This window comes from Hymenobacter perfusus, assembly GCF_003944765.1.
In the GTDB taxonomy this organism is placed as follows: Bacteria; Bacteroidota; Bacteroidia; order Cytophagales; family Hymenobacteraceae; genus Hymenobacter; species Hymenobacter perfusus.
This window is the reverse complement of sequence record NZ_RWIU01000002.1, coordinates 470706-494297: the sequence shown is the minus strand read 5'-3', so window position 1 is coordinate 494297 and position 23592 is coordinate 470706. Positions and strand designations below refer to the sequence as shown.

The following is a 23592-nucleotide window of genomic DNA, read 5'->3' as shown; positions in this document are numbered from 1 at the left end:
AAGGCGCAGTGGTTCGCGGTGGTCGTTCACTGCGAACCACTGCGCCTTCCACTGCGAACCACTGCGGGAAATCTAGCCGCAAAGATACCGAATTACCCCACGGCCCGCAGCACCTGTTCCGTCAGCTCGCACTGCCGGGTGTGGGCGTACGTATCCAACGCCTCGGCCTGCCCGGCAGCGCCCAGCCGCCCGGCCAGGCCGGGCTCCGTGAGCAGCCGCTCAATGCAGGCCGCAAACGAATCAATATTTCGCAGCTCGAACAGCAGGCCGGTGCGGTTATCGTCCAGCAGCTCCCGGGTACCGCCGGCTGCCGCGCCCACCACCGGCCGGCCCGCCGCCAGCGCCTCAATGGTCACCATGCCGTAGGTTTCGTTCACGGAGGCCGTTACCGAGACGTCGAGGGCGCGGTAGGCCACTTCGGGCTGGGGCGTGAAGCCGCGCAGGTGTACGGCATCCGAAAGGCCTAGCTCCCGGATGCGGGTCAGCAGCGTGTCGTAGTAAGCGGTGCCTTCGTTGCGGGTGGGCTCCCCGACCAGCAGCAGGTGCAGCTGCGGGAACCGGGGCCGCAGCCGGGCCAGGGCCTCCACCACAAAATCCTGGCCCTTGCCATCATCAAACCGCCCGATAAGGCCCAGCAGCACGGCCCCGGCGGGCAGCTTCAGATGTAGCTGGCGGCGGGCTTCGGTGGTGGTCAGCTGCGCATCCGTGAACTTCTCCAACTCCACACCCAACGGCACTACGTGCAGCTTGGCGGGGGCCAGCCGGGTTTTCTCCAGCACCTGCCGGGCCAGGCCGGGCAAGGGTGAGAGCCAGGCGGCCAGGGCGTTGTAGCGCAGCGTATGCACCAGCCCGCGCTTGGCTAGCCCCAGCTGCATATGCTGCTGATACACCAGCGGCATACCGGGGCTGAACAGCCGCTTGCTCAGCACGGCCACGCCCAAATCGGCGTTGCGGGTGATGATGACGGCCCGGGTACCGAACTGCGCCCACACCCTGGCCAGCCGGCGGGCGGCGGGCACGTCCAGGGCTTTCCAAGGGTTGTGGAAGGGCACTACGGGCAGGCCCAGCTCGGCGGCGCGGACGGCCAGGGGGGAGCCGGCGCGGGTTATCACCTGCACCGGCCAGCCCCGCTGCTGCATCCAGCCGGCAAACCGGGCCGTGTTCAACTCCAGCCCGCCCCAGCTATCCGACAGGCACAAAATGGACAGCGGAAACACGGCGGCGGGCGGAATGGCAGGGTTCATGGCGCGAAGATACGGGGCGTATGATGCGCGAACTCCTATCTTCACCACCCGCCCCACAGCCATTGTTACCATTTATTTTGACTTATGCTTATTCGTTTGCAGCTCCTACTTACTGTTGTCGGCGTTTTGTGCTCGACCTGTCAGCCACGTCCCGCACCGGCTCCTAATCGGTACGGGCTCTACCGCATAGTCGTGGCCGGCAGTAGCTGCTACGGGAGTTGCCCTGAGTTTGCCCTCGATATGGACAGTTCCTTGTTCTGTGCCTACTACGGAGGGGAATTTGCCCGGCACCGGGGCAATTACCGGGGCAAGGTAACGGAGCAGCTTTGGCTGGCAGCAGTAAACCAGATCAATCAGCTCCATCTGGATTCCTTACCTGACACTTACGCCCAGATAGACGATGCTCCCCAGGTCCAGTTCATCCTATATACTTCCGATGGAAAAAAGCACTTCTTGGGCTCCGACGGCGCTTTACCAGAACCATTATTGAAAATATACACTTGGGTGGTACGGAAGGATTCGGTACTGGCCCTACATCCTGCGCCTGACAGTATCAGCTTTGACACTTTCGTGCAACGTCCTTTTCCTCCGCCACCTGCAAACTATCGGCGTAATTTCCTTCCCCCACCCCAAAGCCGTACCTTTGCTAATAAGCCAAAAAGCTTAGTTTCCGATTCTGACTGATTACGCATGGGACTCGATTATCACTCGTTACTGAACCCCTCGCAGGCGGCCGCCGTGATGCAAATTGAAGGCCCCTGCATGATTATCGCCGGCGCGGGCTCGGGCAAAACCCGGGTGCTCACTTACCGCATTGCCAACCTGCTGGAGCAGGGCGTCAACCCCTTCAATATCCTGGCCCTCACCTTCACCAACAAGGCCGCAAAAGAGATGCGCGCCCGGATTGAGAAGGTAGTCGGCCCCGAGGCCAAAAACCTGTGGATGGGCACTTTCCACAGCATTTTCGCCCGCATTCTGCGCTCCGAGGCCGATAAAATCGGCTACCCCCGCTCCTTCACCATCTACGACACCCAGGATTCCAAAACCCTGATCGGGCAAATTCTCAAGGAGCTGGAAATCGACGACAAGCTCTACAAGCCCAACATGGTGCTGGGGCGGATTTCCTCGGCCAAGAACAAGCTGATTTCGGTGCAGCAGTATCTCAACGACCCCGTTATCCGCCAGGACGACGAGGCCTCGCTACGGCCCAAGCTGGGCGCGATTTACCAGCAGTACGCCAACCGCTGCTTCAAGGCCGGGGCTATGGACTTCGACGATTTGCTCTACCAGACCAACGTACTGTTCAAGGACCACCCCGACGTACTGAACAAGTACCAGAACATGTTCCGGTACGTGATGGTGGACGAGTACCAGGACACCAACTACTCGCAGTATCTGATTGCCCGCAAGCTGGCCGCCAAGGAGCGCAACATCTGCGTGGTCGGCGACGACGCGCAGAGCATCTACGCCTTCCGGGGCGCCGATATTCAGAACATTCTCAACTTCGAGAAGGACTACCCCGAGCTGCAGGTGTTCAAGCTGGAGCAGAATTACCGCTCCACCAAGAACATCGTGTGGGCGGCCAACTCGGTTATCAAAAACAACCAGGCTCAGCTGCGTAAAGACGTTTTCTCGGACAACGAGGAAGGCCCGCTGATTGAGGTGCTGAAGGCTGCCTCCGACAACGAGGAAGGCAAGCTGGTGGCCCAGAGCATCTACGAGGACAAGATGAACCAGCATCTGTCGTACGACGACTTTGCCATCCTGTACCGCACCAACGCCCAGAGCCGGGCCATGGAGGAATCCCTGCGCAAGCTCAACATCAAGTACAAGATTGTGGGCGGCCTGAGCTTCTACCAGCGCAAGGAAATCAAGGACCTGGTGGCCTACCTGCGCCTCACGGTGAACCCCAACGACGAGCAGGCGTTGCGCCGCGTCATCAACTACCCCAAGCGCGGCATCGGCGACACTACTTTGGCCAAGCTGATTTCCTCGGCCGAGGAAACCAACCACACCATCTGGGAAGTGGTCAGTAACGCCGATAAGTTTCTGCCCACCCGCACGGCCAACCCCATTGTGGACTTCGCCGAGAAAATCAAGGCCTACACCGCCGTGGCGGCCAAAGACGATGCCTTCGAAGCTGCCAAGTTCATTGCCAAGAACTCGGGCATGATTGAGGAGCTCTACGCCGACAAGAGCATCGAGGGCCTGAGCCGCTACGAGAACATCCAGGAACTGCTGAACGGCGTGAAGGCCTTCGTGGAAGACCCCGAGCGGGAGGAAAAGAGCCTCGGCGCGTTTCTGCAGGACATTGCCCTGGTGACGGACGCTGATACCAAGGACGCCCAGGCCGAGGGCGAGCAGGTGACGATGATGACGATTCACTCGGCCAAAGGCCTGGAGTTCCGCAACGTCTACATCGTGGGCATGGAGGAAAATCTGTTTCCGAGCCAGATGATGATTACTTCCCGGGCCGACCTGGAGGAGGAACGCCGGCTGTTTTACGTGGCCATCACCCGCGCCGAAAAGAAGCTGACCCTGAGCTACGCCACCTCCCGCTACCAGTGGGGTAACCTGCGCAGCTGCGAGAAAAGCCGCTTCCTCGACGAAATCGACCCGAAGTTTGTGGACTTCAAGTACTCGGCCGGCCCCGGGCCCGACCGCGCCGGACCGGGCGAGTCGCCGTTCGGGCACGTGTTTGAGCGCCGCTCGAACCTGATTCCGCCCACCCCGCGCAAAACCGTAGCCACCAAATACGTAGCCCCCGCCGACTTCAAGCCCTCCGATACCAGCAACCTGCAAACCGGCCAGCGGGTGGAGCACCCCAAGTTCGGGTTCGGCACCGTGAGCAAGCTCGAAGACCAGGCCGGCTCTATCAAGGCCATTATTCAGTTTGAGGAAGTGGGCGAGAAAACTCTGCTCCTGAGCTTCGCCAAGCTGCGCATCCATTAACCCAGCGGGGTAGCGTGGCCTTCCAGGGCGGCCGCCGGCCGGGCCCGAAAGGCCCCGGTTCTGTCCGGCTTCTGCTCATTTCCGTTACTTTAGAAGAGCGTAGCCCCTGGCTGCCTCTTTTGCCAACCTTGCCCGGCCGGCTTCTGTGCAAAACAGAATGCCAACGGGGCAAGGTTTGGCGTATATTTGACCCTTCGAATACCATTTCAATGATCTTACCTTCCCTTCATAAACACGAGCTGCTACAGCGCGAATACGGCCAGAGCACGTTTCAGCTGGTGCAGCAGCTGGCCGCCATCGAGGACCGCGACGAGCGAACCCGCCGCGCCCAGCAGATTGTGCAGCTCATCTTCCGCCTGCAGCCCAGCCTGCGCGACCAGCCCAACTCCCAGGAGAAAGTCTGGAACCACCTCTACGAAATGGCCGACGGCGAGCTGGATATTGACGCGCCATTCGCGCTGATTTCGCCCGCCAGCCGAACCGCGCCGCAGCGGGTGGTGTACCCCAGCAAAGGCCCCAAGCTGCGCGCCTACGGCCGTTCCGTGGAGCTACTCATTGAGCAGGCGCTGCGCCTGGAAGATGCCACCGAGCGGGAGCAGGCGACCATCGTCATTGGGCGCACTATGAAGTTCCTGTACCGTTCCCACAACAAGGAAAACGCCAAGGACGTCACCATTCTCAAGCACCTGAAGGAGCTTTCCGGCGGCCAGCTCACCCTCGACCCGGCTCAGGTGGATGCCCAGAACCTGTTTGAGTTTGCCACTCAGCCCGCTACCAGCACCGGCGGCCGGCCCACGCCGTTCATCGTACCCCAGCCCCGCCAGGAACGCTCCTCCGACCGTTCGGACCGTTCCGAGCGGCGCGGCGGTAACAACAACCGCCGCGACAAGCAGCGGCGCGGCGGCGGCAAAAAAGGCCGTCAGGAACCCCAACAACCCCCGCAGTAAGTATTTTTTATCAGACCTGAGATGTGAGATATAAGAGGTGAGACAATGTTTTAGCGCCCTACGAAGCCGTCTGAACATTGTCTCACTTCTTGTGTTTCGCCTTCTCACCTCTCTCCAAGCATGGCCTCTTTTGAAGTGATTGGCGGTAAGCCGCTGAAAGGTGAAATTGTGCCCCAGGGCGCTAAAAACGAAGCGCTCCAGATTCTGTGCGCCGTATTGCTCACCGAGGAGCCCGTCACGATTTCCAACATCCCCGACATCCGCGACGTCAACAAGCTCATTGAGCTGCTGCGCGACATGGGCGTGAAGGTGGGCAAGCTCGCCTCCGACACCTACCGCTTCCAGGCCGACGCCGTGAACCTGGACTACCTTGATACGCCCGAGTTCATAGCCCAAGCCGGCGCGCTGCGCGGTTCCGTGATGATTCTGGGCCCGATGCTGGCCCGCTTCGGCCGGTGCCAGTTGCCCAAGCCCGGCGGCGACAAAATCGGCCGGCGGCCGATGGACACGCACTTCCTGGGGCTGGAGAAGCTCGGCGGCAAGCTCACGCTGGAAGGCCTCGACTTCTACCGCATCAAAGCCGAAAACGGCCTGACCGGCGCGTACATGATGCTGGACGAAGCCTCGGTAACGGGCACGGCCAACATTCTGATGGCGGCATCTCTGGCCAAGGGCACCACCACCATCTACAACGCTGCCTGCGAGCCGTATCTGCAGCAGTTGTGCAAGATGCTGGTGCGCATGGGCGCGAACATCAACGGCATCGGCTCCAACCTGCTCACCATTGAAGGCGTGGAGCGCCTCGGCGGCACCGACCACCGCATGCTGCCCGACATGATTGAAATCGGCTCCTTCATTGGGCTGGCGGCCATGACGGGCTCGGAAATCACCATTAAGGACTGCCAGATTCCGGAGCTGGGCATCATCCCCGACACGTTCCGCAAGCTGGGCATCCAGCTGGAGTTTCGAGGTGACGATATCCACATTCCGGCTCAGGACCACTACGAAATTGCCACTTATCTCGACGGCTCCATCCTGACGGTTTCGGACCACACCTGGCCCGGCTTCACGCCCGACCTGCTCAGCATTGTACTGGTAGTGGCCACCCAGGCCAAAGGCACAGTGCTGATTCACCAGAAGATGTTCGAGTCGCGCCTGTTTTTCGTGGACAAGCTCATCGACATGGGCGCGCAGGTGATTCTCTGCGACCCGCACCGCGCCACCGTTATCGGCCTCGACCAGCAGAAGCGCCTGCACGGCATTACCATGACCTCACCCGATATCCGGGCCGGCGTGGCTTTGCTCATTGCCGCGCTTTCCGCTGAAGGCCGCAGCGTAATTGAAAACGTGGAGCAGATTGACCGGGGCTACCAGCACATCGACAGGCGCCTGACCGCCCTCGGCGCCCAGATTCGCCGGCTATAAAACGGCTGCCTCCCGGTAAAACCAACGACCCGGTTGCCCTCAGCGGCGGTCGGGTCGTTGGTTTTATAGTCGGTAGGCTATACTGCCGGAGCCTGCAGTAGCGTTAAGAAAAAGTGCAGTTGGGTGAGGTGTATCGGGTTATCCTTATCGTGCGCATGTATGCGAATCGCCCCGTTTTTTCCCCTGCTCGGCCTTGCCGGACTGCTGGCCTGCAGTCAGTCTGAACCTTCCAGTGTCCCTGAGGCTTCCGAGAAATTACTGGCGGTTCAGATGCTGGAAGCTCCCCCAATGGAGTCATCCGATGAGCTGGGCGGTACGGCAGCCTTGGTCACGGCCCAGCCGGCGGCCAGCCGCAAGCTGGTGTACCATGCCGAGGTGCGGATGAAAGTAGCCGACGTGCCCGCCACCAACGCACGCATGGATAGCCTCACGCGGGCCGCCGGGGCATATGTGGAGGAAGTTTCTGAAAACCGTGCCGACGAGGAATGGCGGCACCGCATGAAAATCAGGGTGGCGCCCGGCCGGTTTCAGGGACTGCTGCGGGGCCTGGGTCGCCTGGGTACGGTAGAAAGCCAGGAGCTGACCACCGATGACGTGACGGCCCAGCACGCCGACGTTTCGGCGCGGCTGCGCTCCAAGCGTGCCCTGGAGCAGCGCTACCTGGCGTTGCTGGGCAAGGCCAGCAAAGTATCCGACATTCTCGAAATCGAGGAAAGCATGGGCAAGATCCGGGAGGACATTGAGGCCACCGAAAGCCGCTTGCGCGCCCTCAACGATGAAGTCGGCTTCTCCACCATCACCCTCGTGTACTACCAGCCCCTCACCCGCCCCACTCCCGACCAGCCGGTGCTGTCGTTCGGGAGCCGGCTGGTGGAGTCGTTCTACAGCGGCTGGCAGTGGTGTATTGATGTGCTGCTGGGTTTGGTAGCAGCCTGGCCGCTGGCCTTGCTGCTGCTGGCCGCCGCCGCACTGCTGCGCCGGTGGTGGCGTCGGCGCCGGGCCCGGGCACGGCAGCACTAAACGCCCCCGGCTTGGGTGGATACGGTGCCCATGTACTGCTGAATAACTGGCAGCAGCAGCGACAACACGCTTTCCACGGCCGTGTGCTCGGCGGGCGTCCAGGTCCGGGGCTGCCCGAACAGGCAGGGCTGCAGAATCCCCCAGAGCCGGCCGTTTTCGGTGATGTGCGCGTGAATCAGGGCGCTGTGACCAAAGGTTTCTTGCTCGAAGGCGCGGTTGAGCACCGTAGGCGGCGCGGTTTCTACGTCCTCCACGTACACTGAGGGCCGGGCCGCCAGCGCCGCCCGAAACAGCGGATCCTGTTGGGGCAGGTCGGTGGTATCGTCCTGCCAGTCGTGGCGCGGGTCGGGAATAGCGGCGGTACGCCGCCAGCAGAAGGCAATGCGGCCCCGCCCGGCGGCCGGGTCGCGCACGTACAAAAAGCACCGGTCGGCGTGCAGGTATTCACCCACCAATTGCAGGGTGGCTTGGAAGGCGGCTGCCGGCTCGGGGGTGTGGACCAGAGCCGTTTGCACGGCGGGTAGCAAGGAGTTGAACATGGGTATTTTTTCGACTAAAAAACGCGCCTCGGCAACAGCCGGCCGCGCTGCTTGTACGCGCCCAAGACGGCGTAGTTGATCGAACAGCGGGTTACGTTTTGCTGTGGGGCGTATGAACCGGCAGAAGCTGCGCAGCTTTTTCATCCCGTCATTTCCCCCACGTATCCGATGAAAAAACTATGGCAACTACTCCCGTTAGCGGGAGTATTGCTGGGTAGCTGCGCCCAGCAACAACAGAAAGAAGTAGCGGCTGAAGCGGCCGTGCAGGAGCTGGTAGTCCCCCCGGCCGCCGCGCATACCAACGTCCCGCTGGGCCGGCTCTGGCAAACGCACCGTCCCATGATTTACCAGGGCGAAATGCACATGCAGGTAACCGATTTCGAGGCCACCACCAGCCGCCTTGATACCCTGCTCTACGCCCACGGTGCCTACCTGGCCGAAGCCCACGAAGCCACGCAAGACGGCCGCCACACCCAACACCTGAGTATCCGGGTACCATCGGCGCGGTTTGTGCCGCTGACCTACGCGCTGGGCCGCCTGGGCTACGTGGAAAGCAAGGATATCACCTCCCGCGACCTGGCTAGTGAGCAGTGGCAGGTACGCACCCAGGATACGGCGGCTTCCGTACTATCGGCCCAGGATAAACTGCTGGCCGAGGAGGCCACGATGGGCACGCTCAGCCTGTTCTACTACCAGCCCATACCTGCCGAAATGGCCCCGCAGCCGCCCATGGTACCGCGTTTGGTGGCCGGCCTGCGCTTCGGCTGGAATCTGCTGGGCGAATTTTTCGTGGCGCTTACGTACCTGTGGCCCCTTTCCTTGCTGATTGCCGCCTGGCTGCTCTACCGCCATTGGCGGCGACTGGCGGCGTAAGGCCCTGCCGTAGTACGCACAAGGCCCCCGCATCGGTTGATGCGGGGGCCTTGTACCTAGTAGTTGTAGCCTGAAGTTAGTCGACAATCATATCGACTACCGACGTCACTAACGACAGCACAATGCTGAAAATCAGGGCGGAGAAGAAGCCGTCGATTTCAAAGCCTGATAGCAGGTAGCTGGCCAGCATCACAATCAGGGCGTTAATCACGAACAGGAACAGGCCCAGCGTAAGAACGGTAATCGGGAAGCCCACAATTTTGAGAATCGGCTTTACTACCGCGTTTAGGATAGCTAAGACCACGACCAGAATAATGGCGTCGCCGAAACCGCCAATCTGCGAGCCGGGCAGAAATTTGGCCAGCACATACGTGATGATGGCCGACAGCAGAAATTTGAGGATAAAGCCCATGCGAATCAGGAGGGGATTAGGTGAGAAAAGTACAGAATTCAGGGAGTTTGATGCTGTACGTAGTCGGCGCGAAAAAGTAACAGCCGCCGGGTAAGCTGAACCGTATTTGTTCAGGCCTACCCGGCGGCTATTCTGTGCCTTTGGCTGACGCGAAGCTTATTTCTCCACTGCCCGGGCTTGCAGGCGGCCCTGCGACACGCCCATCCAGTTGGCCATATGGTAGAGCAGGCGGGCGCCCACAATGGCGTTCCACTCGGTGTCGCCGGGGGCTACTTCATTCAGGTCGCAGCCGATGATGGTGCGGCCTGAGCGCACGACCATCCGGATCAGGTACAGGGCCTGCTCGAACTCCAGGCCGCCGGGTACGGGCGTGCCGGTGCCGGGGCACAGTTTGGGGTCGAGGCCGTCGATATCGAAGCTCAGGTACACCTTAGCAGGCAGTTGGGCCACAATCTTCTTGCACTCCTTCTTCCACGACTTGCCGCCCAGCATTTCGTTCTGCAGAAACCGGTCGGTGAACATAATCACGCGGCCGTTGCTCTGGGCCGCGTACTCGGCCTCCTGCTGGCAATAGTCGCGGATACCCACCTGCACCAGCTTCTTTACTTGGGGCAGCTTGAGGGCATTGTACATTATGGAGGCGTGCGAAAACTCAAACCCCTCGTAGGCCGGGCGCAGGTCGCAGTGGGCATCAAACTGCAGAATCCCGAACTCGTCATGGCGCTCAGCCAGCGCGTGCAGGTAGCCCAGCGGCGTGCTATGGTCGCCGCCCAGCACCACCACGCCCTTGCCGGCGTCCAGCAGCGCGCCGGTTTTGGCCTTCAGCCACTCCAGCAGCGCCTGGCCGCGCTGGCCGATGCGGGTAGGCACATCCACGAAAGAGGCATGGGTTTCCTCCGGCTCCCCGTCTTCCAGCCAGCCGATGTACTCTTCGGCCAGCGGCCGCAGCGCGTGACTCTCGGTGGCAATCTTTTCGTCGGATTCCTCCATGGCCAGGCCCATGCGCCAGGCGTCGGGCAGGTCAGGGTCGTAGAGGTCTACCTGCAAAGAGGCCGTGCGGATGGCTTCGGGGCCGGCGGCGGTACCGGCGCGGTAGGATACGGTTACCTCCCATGGAACAGGCACTACCACTACCTGGGCCTCCTCGGGCGTAAAGGGCAGCCCAAAAAGGCCGCCGGCCGTGTCGCCCAAAGCATTCGGGTCAAAACTGGCAAGCTTGCGCTCCAGCGCAGAAGCAGAATCAGCCATAGTAGAAGAAATTTGAGAGTAAAAAAGAGAGTAGAGAATTCGGTATACGGCCGCGGCCCCCGCGCCGGGAGCAACGCCACCCAAAGTGGTCGTTGTTCCCGACCGCAGGGGCCACGGGCACCGTCAAACTGACGCGGCACACGGCCGCTATCTTACAGATTTGGCTGCTGGCCGCCCATGAAGTCGTAAGTGCGGATAATTTCCAGAATCTTCTCAAACGTATCCCGGTCAAAGAAAATCATCAGCGGCAGCTCCACTGAGTTGTCTTTATCAGAAAATTGCGTGACCACCGAGAAGATAAGTGGCTGCACCATCGGCCGGTCGAGCAACAGGCTTCGCAAGGCGGCAGCCATATCGCCGCGCGGATGCGCGGGCGGCGCACCATAAATGTGAGCCTTCAGAATGTTGGCCAGCTGCGTGACCAGAGCCCCGGTGATGATGTTGCTGATTTCCAGCAGCAACGACTCCTGCATCTCATCGATATTGACGGAGTCGGAAGTGCTCATGCGCAAGCACACCCGCGAGAGTCGCTGGACGTGCTGGCCGGAAAAGAACATGAGCGTAGTACCGTTGAAGTCGCCCCGGATGTCGGACTGGATAACGACATGGTTGGTCTGCAGCTCGGTTACCTTGTCCAGAATGCTTTTACCCGATACGATATCGAGGTTGGGCACTTCCAGCATTACGCGCTCCTGGGCGATAACCGCGAATGAATCGGCGGCACGAGCCAGCCCGATATTCAGGATTTCGCGGATGATATCCCGCTCCAGTTCCGTCATGTGCAAATCCATAGGAATCAATTGAAATGGCAGCCAGCCGTAACCGGCCGCCGGGGGTCTGCAATACGAGAGTTATGGTCGTTTGGCTAAAAACAGTCGAGTTAACGCGGGCACATCCAGCACCAGGCATACCTGCCCGCTGCCCAACAGCGTCACGCCGCCAAACAAGTCAATGGTATCCAGCGGTTTACTCATGGGTTTCACCACGATATCCTGCTGGCGTAAAAACCGGTCGACAATGAGGCCCAACCGGCGGTTGTTGTAGTTGACGATGATGATGTCCTGCCGGCCTTCGAGGTCGGTTCTGACAGCGGGCGGCAGCGGACCGTCGCCGTTGTGCAGCAGCCGGCGCAGCGACACCACCGGCACATTTTCGTCCTGAATCCGGGTGAGCAGCATGCCGCCCACCACGTTGAAGTTTTCCGGTAGCAGCGACACCACCGAATCGGTATGCATGAGGGGAATGGCGTAGTTACGCTGGTCCAGCTGGAACAGCAGCGCGCCCTTCACGGCAATGGATGTGGGGAGCACCAGCGTAAACGTGGTTCCCTGGCCCAGGACCGAATCAACGCGCAGTTGGCCGCCCAGTGAGTCGATAGCCAGCTTCACAACATCCAGCCCCACACCCCGGCCCGAAATTTCGGTTACTTCCTTGGCCATGGAGAAACCCGGCTCGAAGAGGAAGGCCCGCACTGCATTATCATCGAGGGTGGCGGCCACGTTGGCGGCTACCAGCCCGCGCTCCACGGCCTTGCGCCGCACGCTTTCCACATTGATGCCCCGGCCGTCGTCGCGCACCTGCACCAGCACATCGTCGCGCTCCGTCTGGGCGGAGAGCAGCAGATGCCCCTGAGCCGGCTTACCGGCAGCTACCCGCTCGGCGGGCGTTTCGAGGCCGTGGCCGATGGCGTTACGCACCAGATGCAGCAGGGCATCGGTGATAATCTGCAGGATATTCCGGTCAATCTGGATGTCTTCCCCGGTCATGGTCAGCTCCACGTCCTTTTTCTCGGCCATGGCCACGTCGCGCACCACGCGGGGGAACTTACTGAACAGGGACCCGACGCCTACCAGACGGGCATCCATCACGCTGTACTGCAGTTCATCGGCAATACGCGAGAGGTGAGCGGCGGCGGCTATCAGGGCCGGATTGCCGATTTCCTGGCTTAGCGTGAGCACCCGGTCCCGGTCGATAATCAACTCCCCCACCAGATTCATCAGGTGGTCGAGCTTTTTCACCTGGATATACACCAGATCCGACAGCTCCAGCTTACGGGTAGCGTCTTCGTCGTCAGTAGTTTCCGGCTCCAGAATCGGCTCTTCCCCCTGCACTAGGCGGTCGAGGTTAGCCGTCAGGTGGACCACGTCGGGCAAATCCTCATTGGCTCCCACCGCCCGCACCATCTCCCCAATGGTATCAATTCCCTTGAAGAGCACTGGTACTACTGAGCCGGTGAAGGCTTTTTCCTTGTCCCGAATCAGCCCGAAGATGGTTTCCATGTGGTGGGCCACCTCCCCGATGGGAGTGTAACCCATGGCCCGGGCATTGGACTTGAGGTTGTGCATGAGCCGGAACAGCTCATTAAGGGCCGACTCATCGGTGGGACTGCGCTCCAGCTCACTGATATGCCGGCTCATGGCGTCGTAGTATTCCAACGCCTCAGACATGAAAATCTCCCGGTATTCCTGCTCGCGTGATTTCATCGGGCCGGTACGGGTTGAATACGGGAAGAATACCGCCCGGCTAGTCCCACCATGAGGGGCTGCGCATGACGTATAATGTAGTCGGCCACCGCTGGCAACGGCAACACATCATTGGCCAACCCCGCCTGAATGACAGCTTTGGGCATGCCAAAAACGGCGGAAGATGCCTCATCCTGCACGACTACCGTGCCCCCCTGCTGCCGAATACTACGGGCCCCGGCCGTGCCATCCTGCCCCAGGCCAGTGAGCACCACTCCCAACACATTACGACCCGCTAAACGAGCTGCCGACTGCATAAGAATATCTACAGAAGGCACGTCCAGGCCAGCCTCGCTTACGAAATCAGTTTGCCAACCAAGCCAAGGGCTGTCAGTAATAGGCCGAACTATCAGGTTATGGCCGCCGGGAGCAACCACTATTTGTCCAGCCTCCAGTCGGGTTCCGCTGGTGGCAGCCATTACCGGCAGCACCGTAGCGCGCCGCAGCCGTTCTACCAACGACTCGGTAAAATGTACCGGTAAATGTACTGCTATCAGAATGGCCCAAGGGAAACCAGCGGGCAGATTACGGAGTACTTCCTCTACGGCAGGGGCGCCTCCCGTGGACCCGCCAATTACCACAATGCCACGCGGGGGCAGCGGCATCGTATGAATTCGCTCAGTCATGAGCGGCACAGAGGCGTCCGGAACTACTGGCTTAGGCTGTGAGGCCCGGAGTTTGCGCTTAAGTACCCGATGCCACTCAGCCAGTTCCAGCCCGGTTATCGGGGCCGGCATAACGTAATCGTATACGCCCAGCCGCGCTGCTTCCCGCAACATGCCGGGTAATGGAGCCTGCGAGCTATAGAGCAGTACCGGCACCGGATAATGCCGCCGCAGTTGCTCCAACCCTAGCAACTGGTCTTCCGCCACCATCACCACTGCGGGCCGCAGACGCCGGGCCAGCGTGGGTAGCTCAGCAGTAGACGCGGCCGGTCCTACCAACTCCATATCGGAACCGGGCAGGAGCAGCCGAACTAACCCGGCCCGCACCGAAGTGGGCAGGTTGCCAAGCAGAACAGTAAAAGAAGGTGTGGAAGCAGACACGATAAAACGGCTACACGGAAGCAGAGAGTCCGGCTCAGACCGGACCCTGGAAAGTCAAGTTAGGCCTGATCGGAAGCAGCTTCCTGCAGGGCGCTACCCACAATTTCCAGCACCTTTTCTTCCGAGAAGGGCTTCACGATATAGGCTGTGGCACCACTTTCCAGGGCCTCATTTACAATTACTTCCTGGCCCACGGCCGAGCACATCACCACCTTCACGTCGGGCTGATCCAGGCGGATTCCTTTGAGCACATCCAAGCCCGTGTTATCGGGCAGAATCACATCGAGGGTAATCAAATCGGGGCGGGTGGCAGCGGCCATTTCCAGGGCCTGCTGACCGTTGGCTGCCTCGCCTACCACCTCATAGCCGGCGTCGGTGAGCATATTCTTGAGCATCGTACGCATGTAAAAGGAGTCGTCGACGATGAGGATGCGGTTTTTCATGAGAAGGGTAAAAAGCGGAATGAGGGAAATAAGCTGAACGGTCCAGTCAGGCTATGCTTGTGTACGGCTACCGGCGGGGGAAGATTCCCCTTTCGGCTGTAGCTGCATGATTTCGGACGGGGTGAGCAGCTTGAGCATATCGAGCACTACAATAATGCGGCTGTCGATTTTGGCAATGCCCTCAATGTATTTGTCGTGAATGTTGATGTCCTGGATGAACTCCGGGGCTTTTTCGATGATGGACTGCGCAATAGATAGCGGCTGGGGCACCTCGCGCACCATGATGCCGATGGTGTACTCCTTGGCCTCAATGGCCATGGTGTACGAAACGGCCGGCATTTCCTGGCCGGCGGACCGCAACCGGAACCGCTCCTCCAAATCAATTACCGCAATAATGTCACCGCGCAGGTTGGCAATGCCTTTCACAAAGGGCGGCGTTTTGGGCATGCGGGCAATTTCCGGGGTGATGGTCACCTCCTTCACCTGCTCGATGCGGATACCGTACTCCTCCTCACCCAGCCGAAATACAATCAGCTGAATAATGGGGTCCTGTTTGGCACTTTTTTCAGATTCAGGCATGCCTGAGGGAATAGCAACCCACTGCGCGGCCGGGGGCCACGCAGTGGATCAGGGAAAGTGAAAACTTATTTGGCTTTGCGCTTCGGGGCCCGCGCCTTGGGAGCCGGCGTTTCAGCCGGAGCCACAGCCACTTCCACCTTTGCCGCGCGACGAGCACCCGCTTTCCGGGTGGCCGTTGCGTTGGCTGGTGCTTCGGTGGCGGTCAACACGGCGGCGCGGCGGGCACTGGCCCGACGGTTTGGCGCGGCGGGCTCATCGGCCACTACCGGCGCGGCCGATGAGCGGCGGGCAGCGCGGACCGGAGCGGCAGGGACCACTGCCGGCTGGGCGCTGGCGCGGCGGGTCAGGGGCCGCCGACGGATTGGCTCCGGTTCCGGCTCGGGTTCGGGCTCTAGGTCTTCCATCAGCTGGAAGGCCGAGAGGCCCAACTGCAGGTCGTCGGCAATGTCGGTAAGCTTCTGACTGCTGGTGGTCAGCTCCTGCATGCTGGAGGAGAGCTGCTTGGCGGTGCTGGCTACCTGCTGCGTACCCGAGGCCGTCTGCTCGGCAATGGCTACCACTTCTTCCACGTACTTCACCACGTCGCCGATAGAAGTTTTCTGGACCTCAGTAGCCGTGAGAATGTCGCGAGAGGTGCGCAGGGTTTCGCCCGAGCTAGTGGCAATGTTCTTGAAGGCCGAGCTGGCCTCGAAGGTGGCATTCTTGCCTTTCAGTACCCGGCCTTCCATGGTGCTGATAGCGGAGGCAGCGGAGGTGGTATCCTTCCGCACGTCCTCTACCAGCGTGGCAATTTCGCTGGCCGACTTGCGGGAGCCCTCAGCCAGCTTACGGATTTCCTCGGCTACTACCGCGAAACCCCGGCCAGCTTCCCCGGCCCGGGCGGCTTCGATGGCGGCGTTCAGAGCCAGCAGATTGGTCTGGGAGGCAATGTCGGTAATCACACCCAGCGACTTGCTGATTTCCCCGGACCGCGTGCTGAGCACTTCGATGGTTTTGGAGGTCTGGGCGGCGGCGTTGCTGATTTCCTCCATGTTTTTCACCACCTCGGCCACGGTTTTCAGACCGAGCTGGGAAGTCTGCTCACCCAGGATAGCCGCCTTGATGCCGACATCGGCCTTCCCGGCTGTTTCCTTGGTGGCCTGCATGATTTCTTCAATCAGCTTGAAGGCCTGGTCGGTTTTGAGGGCCTGGTTCTGCGCGCCTTCGGCCATCTGCTGCATGGCCAGGGCCACGTCGACGGTTACCCGGCTCATCTCCTGCCCTTTCACCACCATTTCCTCCGACGACTCGCCCACAATCTGCGACGACTCGTTGATTTCGCCCAGCAGCTCGTTGAGGTTATCCACGGCAATGTTGAGGGCATCGGCCATGGCGCGAATGTCGCCGGTGGTTTCGATTTCCACCTGCTGTTGCAGGTCGCCTTCCGAAATGGCTCGTACCACGCGGCTCACCTCCAGCACCGGCGAGGCGATGGATTCGATGAGGGCGTTAAGCGTATCCACCAGCTCCTTCCACGAGCCCGACACGTCGGTTACCGTGGCGCGCTCGGTCAGCTTGCCTTCCACCCCGGCCACTTTAGCTACGCGGCTAACTTCCACCGCGAGGCGGTTCAGGTCGTCCACCATGCGGTTGATGGTTTCGGCAAGTTCAGCCACCTCGCCTTTGGCGTCGAGGGTCAGCTTCTGGGTCAGGTCACCCTGCGAAACGGCGGTTACTACTTTCACAATGCCCCGCACCTGCGTGGTGAGGTTGGCGGCCATCGTGTTTACGTTGTCGGTGAGGTCCTTCCACACACCCGAAACGTTGGGCACGTTGGCCTGGCCGCCGAGGCGGCCTTCGGTACCTACTTCCTGCGCTACGCGGGTTACTTCGCCGGCAAATACGTTGAGCGAGTCCACCATCTGGTTGATGTTGTCCTTGAGGTCGAGCAGCTCGCCTTTGACATCAACGGATACTTTCTGGCTCAGGTCGCCGCGGGCTACAGCGGAGGTTACGTTGGCAATGTCGCGCACCTGGCTGGTGAGCGAGGCGGCCATGAAGTTTACGTTGTCGGTGAGGTCCTTCCAGGTGCCGCGCACGTTGGGTACCACGGCCTGACCGCCGAGGCGGCCTTCCGTGCCTACTTCGCGGGCTACGCGGGTTACTTCGTCGCCGAACGTGTTCAGCGAGTCCACCATCTGGTTGAGGTTTTCCTTCAGCTGCAGCAGCTCGCCGCGCACGTTTACCGTTACCTTCTGGCTTAGGTCGCCGCGGGCTACGGCGGTAGCCACGTTGGCAATGTCCCGCACCTGAGAAGTCAGGTTCGAGGCCATCGTGTTTACGTTATCTGTGAGGTCTTTCCAGGTACCCGACACGCTGGGCACGTTGGCCTGACCGCCGAGGATACCTTCCGTACCCACTTCGCGGGCCACACGGGTTACTTCGCCGGCGAAGATATTGAGCGAGTCCACCATCTGATTGAGGATGTTTTTCAGGTCGAGAATCTCGCCTTTTACATCCACCGTCATCTTCTGAGTCAGGTCGCCTTTGGCTACGGCGGTAGCCACGTTGGCAATGTCCCGTACCTGAGAAGTCAGGTTCGAGGCCATCGTGTTTACGTTATCCGTCAACTCTTTCCAGGTACCGCCAACGCGGGGCACCGAGGCCTGACCGCCGAGGCGGCCTTCGGTACCTACCTCGCGGGCTACGCGGGTTACTTCGTCACCGAAGATGTTGAGCGAGTCCACCATCTGATTGAGGATGTTCTTTAGCTCCAGGATTTCGCCCTTCACATCCACGGTCATCTTCTGGCTCAGGTCGCCGCGGGCTACGGCGGTGGCTACGTTGGCAATGTCCCGTACCTGAGAGGTCAGGTTCGAGGCCATGTAGTTCACGTTGTCGGTGAGGTCTTTCCACACGCCGGCCACGTTCGGTACGGAAGCTTGGCCGCCCAGCTTGCCTTCGGTACCCACTTCCAGTGCCACGCGGGTTACCTCGCCAGCGAACAGGTTGAGCGAGTCCACCATCTGGTTCAGGTTCTGCTTCAACTGTAGCAGCTCCCCTTTCACATCGACGGTAATCTTCTGGCTCAAGTCGCCCTTAGCTACGGCGGTGGCTACGTTGGCAATGTCCCGTACCTGCAAAGTCAGGTTCGAGGCCATGTAGTTTACGTTGTCCGTCAGCTCTTTCCACACCCCGGCCACGTTGGGCACGATGGCCTGGCCGCCGAGGCGGCCTTCGGTACCTACTTCCTGGGCCACGCGGGTTACCTCGCCGGCGAACAGGTTGAGCGAGTCCACCATCTGGTTCAGGTTCTGCTTGAGTTGCAGCAGCTCCCCTTTTACATCGACGGTGATTTTCTGCGTCAGGTCGCCTTTAGCTACGGCGGTGGCTACGTTGGCAATGTCCCGTACCTGAAGCGTCAGGTTCGAGGCCATCGTATTTACGTTGTCGGTCAGCTGTTTCCACACGCCGCCCACGTTGGGCACGGAGGCCTGGCCGCCCAGCTTGCCTTCGGTACCCACTTCCTGGGCCACGCGGGTTACCTCGCCGGCGAACAGGTTGAGTGAGTCCACCATCTGGTTCAGGTTCTGCTTGAGTTGCAGCAGCTCCCCTTTCACATCGACGGTGATTTTCTGGGTCAGGTCGCCTTTGGCTACGGCGGTGGCCACGTTGGCAATGTCCCGTACCTGACTCGTCAGGTTCGAGGCCATGTAGTTCACGTTGTCGGTCAGGTCTTTCCAGATGCCGCCCACGTTGGGCACGGATGCCTGGCCGCCCAGTTTGCCTTCGGTGCCTACTTCCTGGGCCACGCGGGTTACTTCGCCGGCAAACAGGTTGAGGTTGTCGATGGTCTTGTTGATGGTTTCGGCCATCACCTTGAAGTCGCCCGACACCGGAATCTGGAAGGTTTCGTCCAGATTGCCTTTGCTAATGTTCTTGAGCACCTTGCCTACCTCCAACACCGGCACGGCAATGCTATCCACCAGCCCGTTGATGTTGTTGATCATGTCGCGCCAGAAGCCGGCGGCGTTTTCCCCGGAGGCGCGGGCTTTGAGGTTGCCCTCCACCCCGGCTACCTTCGAGATGCGCGACACCTCGCCGCCTACCCCGCCAATCATCTCCACCATGGAGTTGTAGGCCTCGGCTATTTCGGCAAAGATGTCGTCGTTCTGTTTGGTCAGCCGCACCGATACGTCGCCTTTTTTGAAAGCGTCGAGGGCATAGAGCACCCGGTTCAGCTGGTCGTTGATGTAGTCGGGGTCCTGCGTATCGTAGCGGCCATTGGTGGTAGTACCACTCTTGCGGGTGTGGTTACCGCTGGACCGGGTGGCACTGCCTTTGGGGGCAACCGTTGCGGGCGTAGCCGAGGCTACCTCAGAAGTAACGGAAGCGGCCGAGGCCGGGAGGGTGGTTTTGGGCGTCTTAGCTGAAGCCATACACGGGGTTTGGGGCGGGGCCTGCGGAGGAGAAGGCGGTGCACAAACGGAACCTCCAGGGATAGGGTTCCGGAACAGACAAAGGTAGCAGATAAGCCCGCTTTGCCACTATCGGGCCCAAAAACTTGAACACTGCAAATAACTTCCGGAAACTGAACGGCTTGCCGCTACGCCGCGTTGGCCAACCACTCGTATATATAAGGAGTCGGCCCTGGATATTTGGGGCCGGCCGCAACAAGGCCGGATTATTCCAGCATCTTTGCGGCAAAATTCAACTTTTGCACTGCCCCGCCCGTTTCCTATCGAAACAAGCTCAGTGTATCCCACCCCTATGGTCAAAAATCTAGTCATCGTCGAATCCCCGGCCAAGGCCAAAACCATCGAAGGCTACCTGGGTAAGGACTTTGTGGTGAAGTCGTCGTTCGGCCACGTGCGCGACCTGCCCAAGGACAACAACGCCATTGACGTCGCCAATGGGTTTAAGCCCACCTACGTCGTTTCGGCCGATAAGCGCGAGCTGATCAGCCAGTTGAAAAAGCTGGCCAAGGAAGCGGAAGTGGTATGGCTGGCGAGTGACGATGACCGGGAGGGCGAGGCCATCAGCTGGCACCTGGCCGAAACCCTGAACCTAACCGGCGGCGACAAAACGCGCCGCATCGTGTTCCGCGAAATCACCAAGAACGCCATCCTCACGGCCATTGAGAACCCCCGGGAAATCGACCTGAACCTGGTGAATGCCCAGCAGGCCCGCCGCGTACTCGACCGGCTGGTGGGCTTTGAGCTGAGCCCGGTGCTGTGGAAAAAGGTGAAGGCCGGCCTTTCGGCGGGCCGCGTGCAGAGCGTAGCCGTACGCCTGGTGGTGGAGCGCGAACGGGAAATCAACCAGCATAAAACGTCTTCTGCCTACCGCGTAGTGGCCCGCTTCGATGCCGGCCGGGGCGCGGTGCTGGAGGCCGAATTGCCCACCCGCTACAAGACCCGCGAGGAAGCCGAGGCTTTCCTGGCTCGGTGCGTAGGGGCAACCTACCGCATCGAGAACCTGGAGAAAAAACCCGGCAAGCGCAGCCCCGCGCCGCCGTTTACCACTTCCACGTTGCAGCAAGAGGCCTCGCGCAAGCTGGGCTTCTCGGTGGCCCAGACGATGAGCGTGGCCCAGAAGCTGTACGAGGCCGGTAAAATCTCCTACATGCGGACCGACTCGGTGAACCTCTCGCAGGACGCGCTGGCGGCAGCGCAGGAGGAAATCAGCCGTGCCTACGGCCCTGAATACGCTCAGACGCGGGTATACAAAACCAAGTCGGCTTCGGCCCAGGAGGCCCACGAAGCCATCCGCCCCACGGACTTCGCCTTGCTCAAAGCCGGTTCTGACTCCCAGGAGCAGCGCCTTTACGACCTGATCCGGAAGCGGGCCATGGGCTCCCAGATGGCCGACGCGGTGATTGAGCGCACGGTAGCTACCATCGGCATCAGTACCCAGCCCGGCGTTACGCTCACGGCAACCGGCGAGGTCATCACCTTCGAGGGTTTCCTGAAAGCCTATGCTGAAAGCAAGGACGAGGAGGAACAGGATGAAGCCGCCGAATCATCGTTTTCGCGGGGGCTGCCGCCTCTGAATGTGGGCCAGGAGCTGCCCTTGCAGGTGCTGCGCGCCACGGAGCGGTTTGCCTCGCCGGCCGCCCGCTACACGGAAGCTTCCTTGGTGAAAAAGCTGGAGGAAATGGGCATTGGCCGGCCTTCCACCTACGCCCCCACCATCAGCACCATTCAGAAGCGCGGCTACGTGGAAAAAGACTCCCGCGAAGGCAAGGAACGTAAGTTTCACGTACTCACGCTCGATGGCGACGCGGTGAAAACCGAGGTCAAAACCGAAACCTACGGGGCCGATAAAGCCAAGCTGTTTCCCACCGATACGGCCATGGTGGTCAACGACTTTCTGGTGGAGCACTTCCCGGTAATCGTGGACTACCAGTTCACGGCCAAGGTGGAGGACGAGTTTGACCGGATTGCCGACGGCCAGGAAGTATGGACCGATATGTTGGCCGGCTTCTATGGCACCTTCCACGAAACTGTGGAGCGGGGCCAGAACATTGAGCGCAACACGCTGGGCAGCAACCGCGAAATCGGGCTGCATCCTGAAACCGGCCAGAAGCTGACGGCCCGCCTGGGCCGCTTCGGGCCGTACGTGCAGATTGAGCCGCTGGAAGGCGCGCCTGAGGGCGAAAAAGCTGTGTACGCTAGCCTCCGCAAGGGCCAGTTCATCGAGAACATCACCCTGGAAGAAGCCCTGGAGCTATTCAAGCTGCCGCGCATCGTGGGCTCGTTCGAGGACAAAGACATGACGGCCGCGCTGGGTCGGTTCGGCCCCTACATCCGCCACGACAGCAAGTTCTACTCCCTCACCAAGGAGCAGGACCCGCACACCATCACGGCCCAGGAAGGCGTGGACCTGATTGAAACCAAGCGCAAAACCGACGCGGAGCGCCTCATCAAGTCGTTTGCCGAAAACCCCGATATTCAGGTTCTTAACGGCCGTTTCGGACCATACATCGTGGCGGGTAAGAAGAACGTGAAGATTCCGAAGGGCGAGGAACCCGCCGACCTCACGCTGGAACGCTGCCTGGAGCTGGCCGAAGCCACGCCCGACAAACCAGCCAAGGGTGGCCGCTTCGCCAAGAAAGCCGCCCCCGCCGAGAAGACGGAAAAAGCCGATACGCCGGCCAAAAAACCAGCCGCCAAGAAAGCCGCTGCTAAGAAACCGGCGGCCAAGAAAGCAACCGGTACCACGGCCGCCAAAAAGGCCACGCCTAAGGCGGCCCCAAAGGCCAAGTAAACGCGCCGGATTGAATTTTTGAGCCGGATTTCGGTTCGCAATAACCAAGAAAGCCTCTCCTTCCCGGGGAGGCTTTTTTTGTACCGGCCGCATGAAATACAGCACCTAAAAAACCCGTTATTGCGGCTCTATCCGGTTTGCTTATTCCACTTATGAAACACGCCGTTCTGGCTTTGGCGGCCGGGCTGCTCAGCTGCTCGCCCTCCCCCGCCGACTCCGCTGAAGCGTCCACTACGCCCCCACCTACCGCTCCGGCTCAGGCCGAAATGCCCGGCCGTGCCACGGACTATAAATGGCTGCCGGCCGGCCGCTACAACCCTCGCCAGACGGTAGCAGCCCGGTTTGCTGCGCCCCGGGGCTACCAGCGCGTGGCCGTGCAGCAGGGCTCGTTCGGGCACTGGCTGCGCCACCTGCCTCTGCTGCCGGCAGGTACGCCCGTGCAGCTCTACAACGGCCGGCCCAAGGAACGGCAGGACGTGCATGCCGCTGTGTTCGACCTTGATGTGGGCTCCCGCGACCTGCAGCAGTGCGCCGATGCCGTTATCCGGCTGCGGGCTGAGTATCAGTTCAGCCAGCAGCCCAATCAGGTGCATTTCCACCTCACCAGCGGCGACGACATCCGGTTTCAGGACTGGTATTCGGGCATGGGCTTTAAGGTGACCGGTAATGCGGTGCAGCCGGCCCCGCGCCCGGCCGAAGCCCCCACGCACGCCGTCTTCCGCCGCTACCTCGACCAGATTTTCACCTATGCCGGCACGTTGTCGCTCAGCAAAGAGCTGATACCTATGCCCCTGGCCCAGGTGCAGCCCGGCGACGTGCTCATCCGGGGTGGCTCGCCGGGCCACGCGGTGCTGGTGCTCGATGTAGCGGTGCAGCCTGGCTCCGGCCGCCGGCTGGCGCTGCTGGCCCAGAGCTATATGCCCGCCCAGCAGATGCACGTTCTCACCAACGGGTGGGATGATACGGGCCTCGGGGCTTGGTTTCTGCTCGACCCGCAGGCCGCCCAGGTAAACACCCCGGAATGGACGTTCCGGCGTGATGAGCTGGGCCGGTTTGAGTAGTTTCGAGTCTCGCAGGATTCTTCCAACTCCATA

Annotated in this window: 18 protein-coding genes; 8 read left to right on the top strand and 10 right to left on the bottom strand. The window is 60.7% G+C overall.

From position 1 onward, the window contains the following. Positions 1 to 92 precede the first annotated feature (92 nt). On the bottom strand, positions 93 to 1244 hold the full coding sequence (locus EI293_RS08200) for a glycosyltransferase family 4 protein (protein ID WP_170170304.1): 1152 nt from the start codon (positions 1242 to 1244) through the stop codon (positions 93 to 95). A gap of 84 nt (positions 1245 to 1328) precedes the next feature. Here EI293_RS08200 and EI293_RS22625 point away from each other — a divergent pair, with 84 nt between their 5' ends. From EI293_RS22625 to EI293_RS08180, 5 genes are all read left to right on the top strand, one after another. Next, positions 1329 to 1928 carry a DUF6438 domain-containing protein gene (locus tag EI293_RS22625; protein WP_394343396.1) on the top strand — a complete coding sequence of 200 codons (600 nt, stop codon included), beginning with the start codon at positions 1329 to 1331 and terminating at the stop codon, positions 1926 to 1928. Between the two features lie 6 nt (positions 1929 to 1934). Further along, positions 1935 to 4196, top strand: a complete 2262-nt coding sequence (locus EI293_RS08195; protein WP_125436647.1) for an ATP-dependent helicase — start codon at positions 1935 to 1937, stop codon at positions 4194 to 4196. A gap of 209 nt (positions 4197 to 4405) precedes the next feature. Continuing rightward, positions 4406 to 5143 carry a DUF4290 domain-containing protein gene (locus EI293_RS08190; RefSeq protein ID WP_125436646.1) on the top strand — a complete coding sequence of 246 codons (738 nt, stop codon included), beginning with the start codon at positions 4406 to 4408 and terminating at the stop codon, positions 5141 to 5143. A 120-nt stretch (positions 5144 to 5263) separates the two neighbouring features. Then, on the top strand, positions 5264 to 6568 hold the full coding sequence (murA, locus tag EI293_RS08185) for a UDP-N-acetylglucosamine 1-carboxyvinyltransferase (protein ID WP_125436645.1): 1305 nt from the start codon (positions 5264 to 5266) through the stop codon (positions 6566 to 6568). Positions 6569 to 6838: 270 nt separating this feature from the next. Continuing rightward, positions 6839 to 7588: a DUF4349 domain-containing protein gene (locus EI293_RS08180; protein WP_170170303.1), complete on the top strand. Its 750-nt coding sequence runs from the start codon at positions 6839 to 6841 to the stop codon at positions 7586 to 7588. Here EI293_RS08180 and EI293_RS08175 read toward each other — a convergent pair. After that, positions 7585 to 8127 carry a GAF domain-containing protein gene (locus EI293_RS08175; RefSeq protein WP_125436643.1) on the bottom strand — a complete coding sequence of 181 codons (543 nt, stop codon included), beginning with the start codon at positions 8125 to 8127 and terminating at the stop codon, positions 7585 to 7587. The genes EI293_RS08180 and EI293_RS08175 overlap by 4 nt on opposite strands. A gap of 168 nt (positions 8128 to 8295) precedes the next feature. Between EI293_RS08175 and EI293_RS08170 the strand changes: the two genes are divergently transcribed. Beyond that, positions 8296 to 9000 (top strand): DUF4349 domain-containing protein, encoded by a 705-nt coding sequence (locus tag EI293_RS08170; RefSeq protein ID WP_125436642.1) that lies wholly within the window; start codon positions 8296 to 8298, stop codon positions 8998 to 9000. Positions 9001 to 9076: 76 nt separating this feature from the next. On the opposite strand, the gene EI293_RS08165 is transcribed toward EI293_RS08170, so the two are convergent. The 8 genes from EI293_RS08165 to EI293_RS08130 form a co-directional block, all read right to left on the bottom strand. After that, complete coding sequence (locus EI293_RS08165) at positions 9077 to 9412, bottom strand: phage holin family protein (RefSeq protein WP_125436641.1); 336 nt, start codon at positions 9410 to 9412, stop codon at positions 9077 to 9079. A 156-nt stretch (positions 9413 to 9568) separates the two neighbouring features. After that, entirely contained in the window at positions 9569 to 10660 is a 1092-nt protein-coding gene (gene speB / locus EI293_RS08160) for an agmatinase (protein WP_125436640.1), read from the bottom strand. Between the two features lie 152 nt (positions 10661 to 10812). Beyond that, a complete protein-coding gene (locus tag EI293_RS08155) occupies positions 10813 to 11451 on the bottom strand; it encodes a chemotaxis protein CheC (protein WP_246010579.1) in 639 nt (212 codons plus the stop codon). A 60-nt stretch (positions 11452 to 11511) separates the two neighbouring features. Continuing rightward, positions 11512 to 13143: a chemotaxis protein CheA gene (locus tag EI293_RS08150; protein ID WP_125436639.1), complete on the bottom strand. Its 1632-nt coding sequence runs from the start codon at positions 13141 to 13143 to the stop codon at positions 11512 to 11514. After that, complete coding sequence (locus EI293_RS08145) at positions 13140 to 14228, bottom strand: chemotaxis protein CheB (RefSeq protein WP_125436638.1); 1089 nt, start codon at positions 14226 to 14228, stop codon at positions 13140 to 13142. The genes EI293_RS08150 and EI293_RS08145 overlap by 4 nt, the downstream gene beginning before the upstream one ends. A 59-nt stretch (positions 14229 to 14287) precedes the next feature. Continuing rightward, complete coding sequence (locus EI293_RS08140) at positions 14288 to 14671, bottom strand: response regulator (protein ID WP_125436637.1); 384 nt, start codon at positions 14669 to 14671, stop codon at positions 14288 to 14290. Between the two features lie 51 nt (positions 14672 to 14722). Continuing rightward, complete coding sequence (locus EI293_RS08135; protein WP_125436636.1) at positions 14723 to 15250, bottom strand: chemotaxis protein CheW; 528 nt, start codon at positions 15248 to 15250, stop codon at positions 14723 to 14725. A 65-nt stretch (positions 15251 to 15315) separates the two neighbouring features. Continuing rightward, positions 15316 to 19668 carry a HAMP domain-containing protein gene (locus tag EI293_RS08130; RefSeq protein ID WP_170170302.1) on the bottom strand — a complete coding sequence of 1451 codons (4353 nt, stop codon included), beginning with the start codon at positions 19666 to 19668 and terminating at the stop codon, positions 15316 to 15318. 331 nt (positions 19669 to 19999) lie between these two features. On the opposite strand from EI293_RS08130, the gene topA reads away from it, so the two are divergent. Together topA and EI293_RS08120 are read left to right on the top strand one after the other, a co-directional pair. Further along, positions 20000 to 22498 (top strand): type I DNA topoisomerase, encoded by a 2499-nt coding sequence (topA, locus tag EI293_RS08125; protein WP_125436635.1) that lies wholly within the window; start codon positions 20000 to 20002, stop codon positions 22496 to 22498. 152 nt (positions 22499 to 22650) lie between these two features. Then, positions 22651 to 23559 carry a DUF4846 domain-containing protein gene (locus EI293_RS08120; RefSeq protein WP_125436634.1) on the top strand — a complete coding sequence of 303 codons (909 nt, stop codon included), beginning with the start codon at positions 22651 to 22653 and terminating at the stop codon, positions 23557 to 23559. The last annotated feature ends 33 nt before the right edge of the window (positions 23560 to 23592 follow it).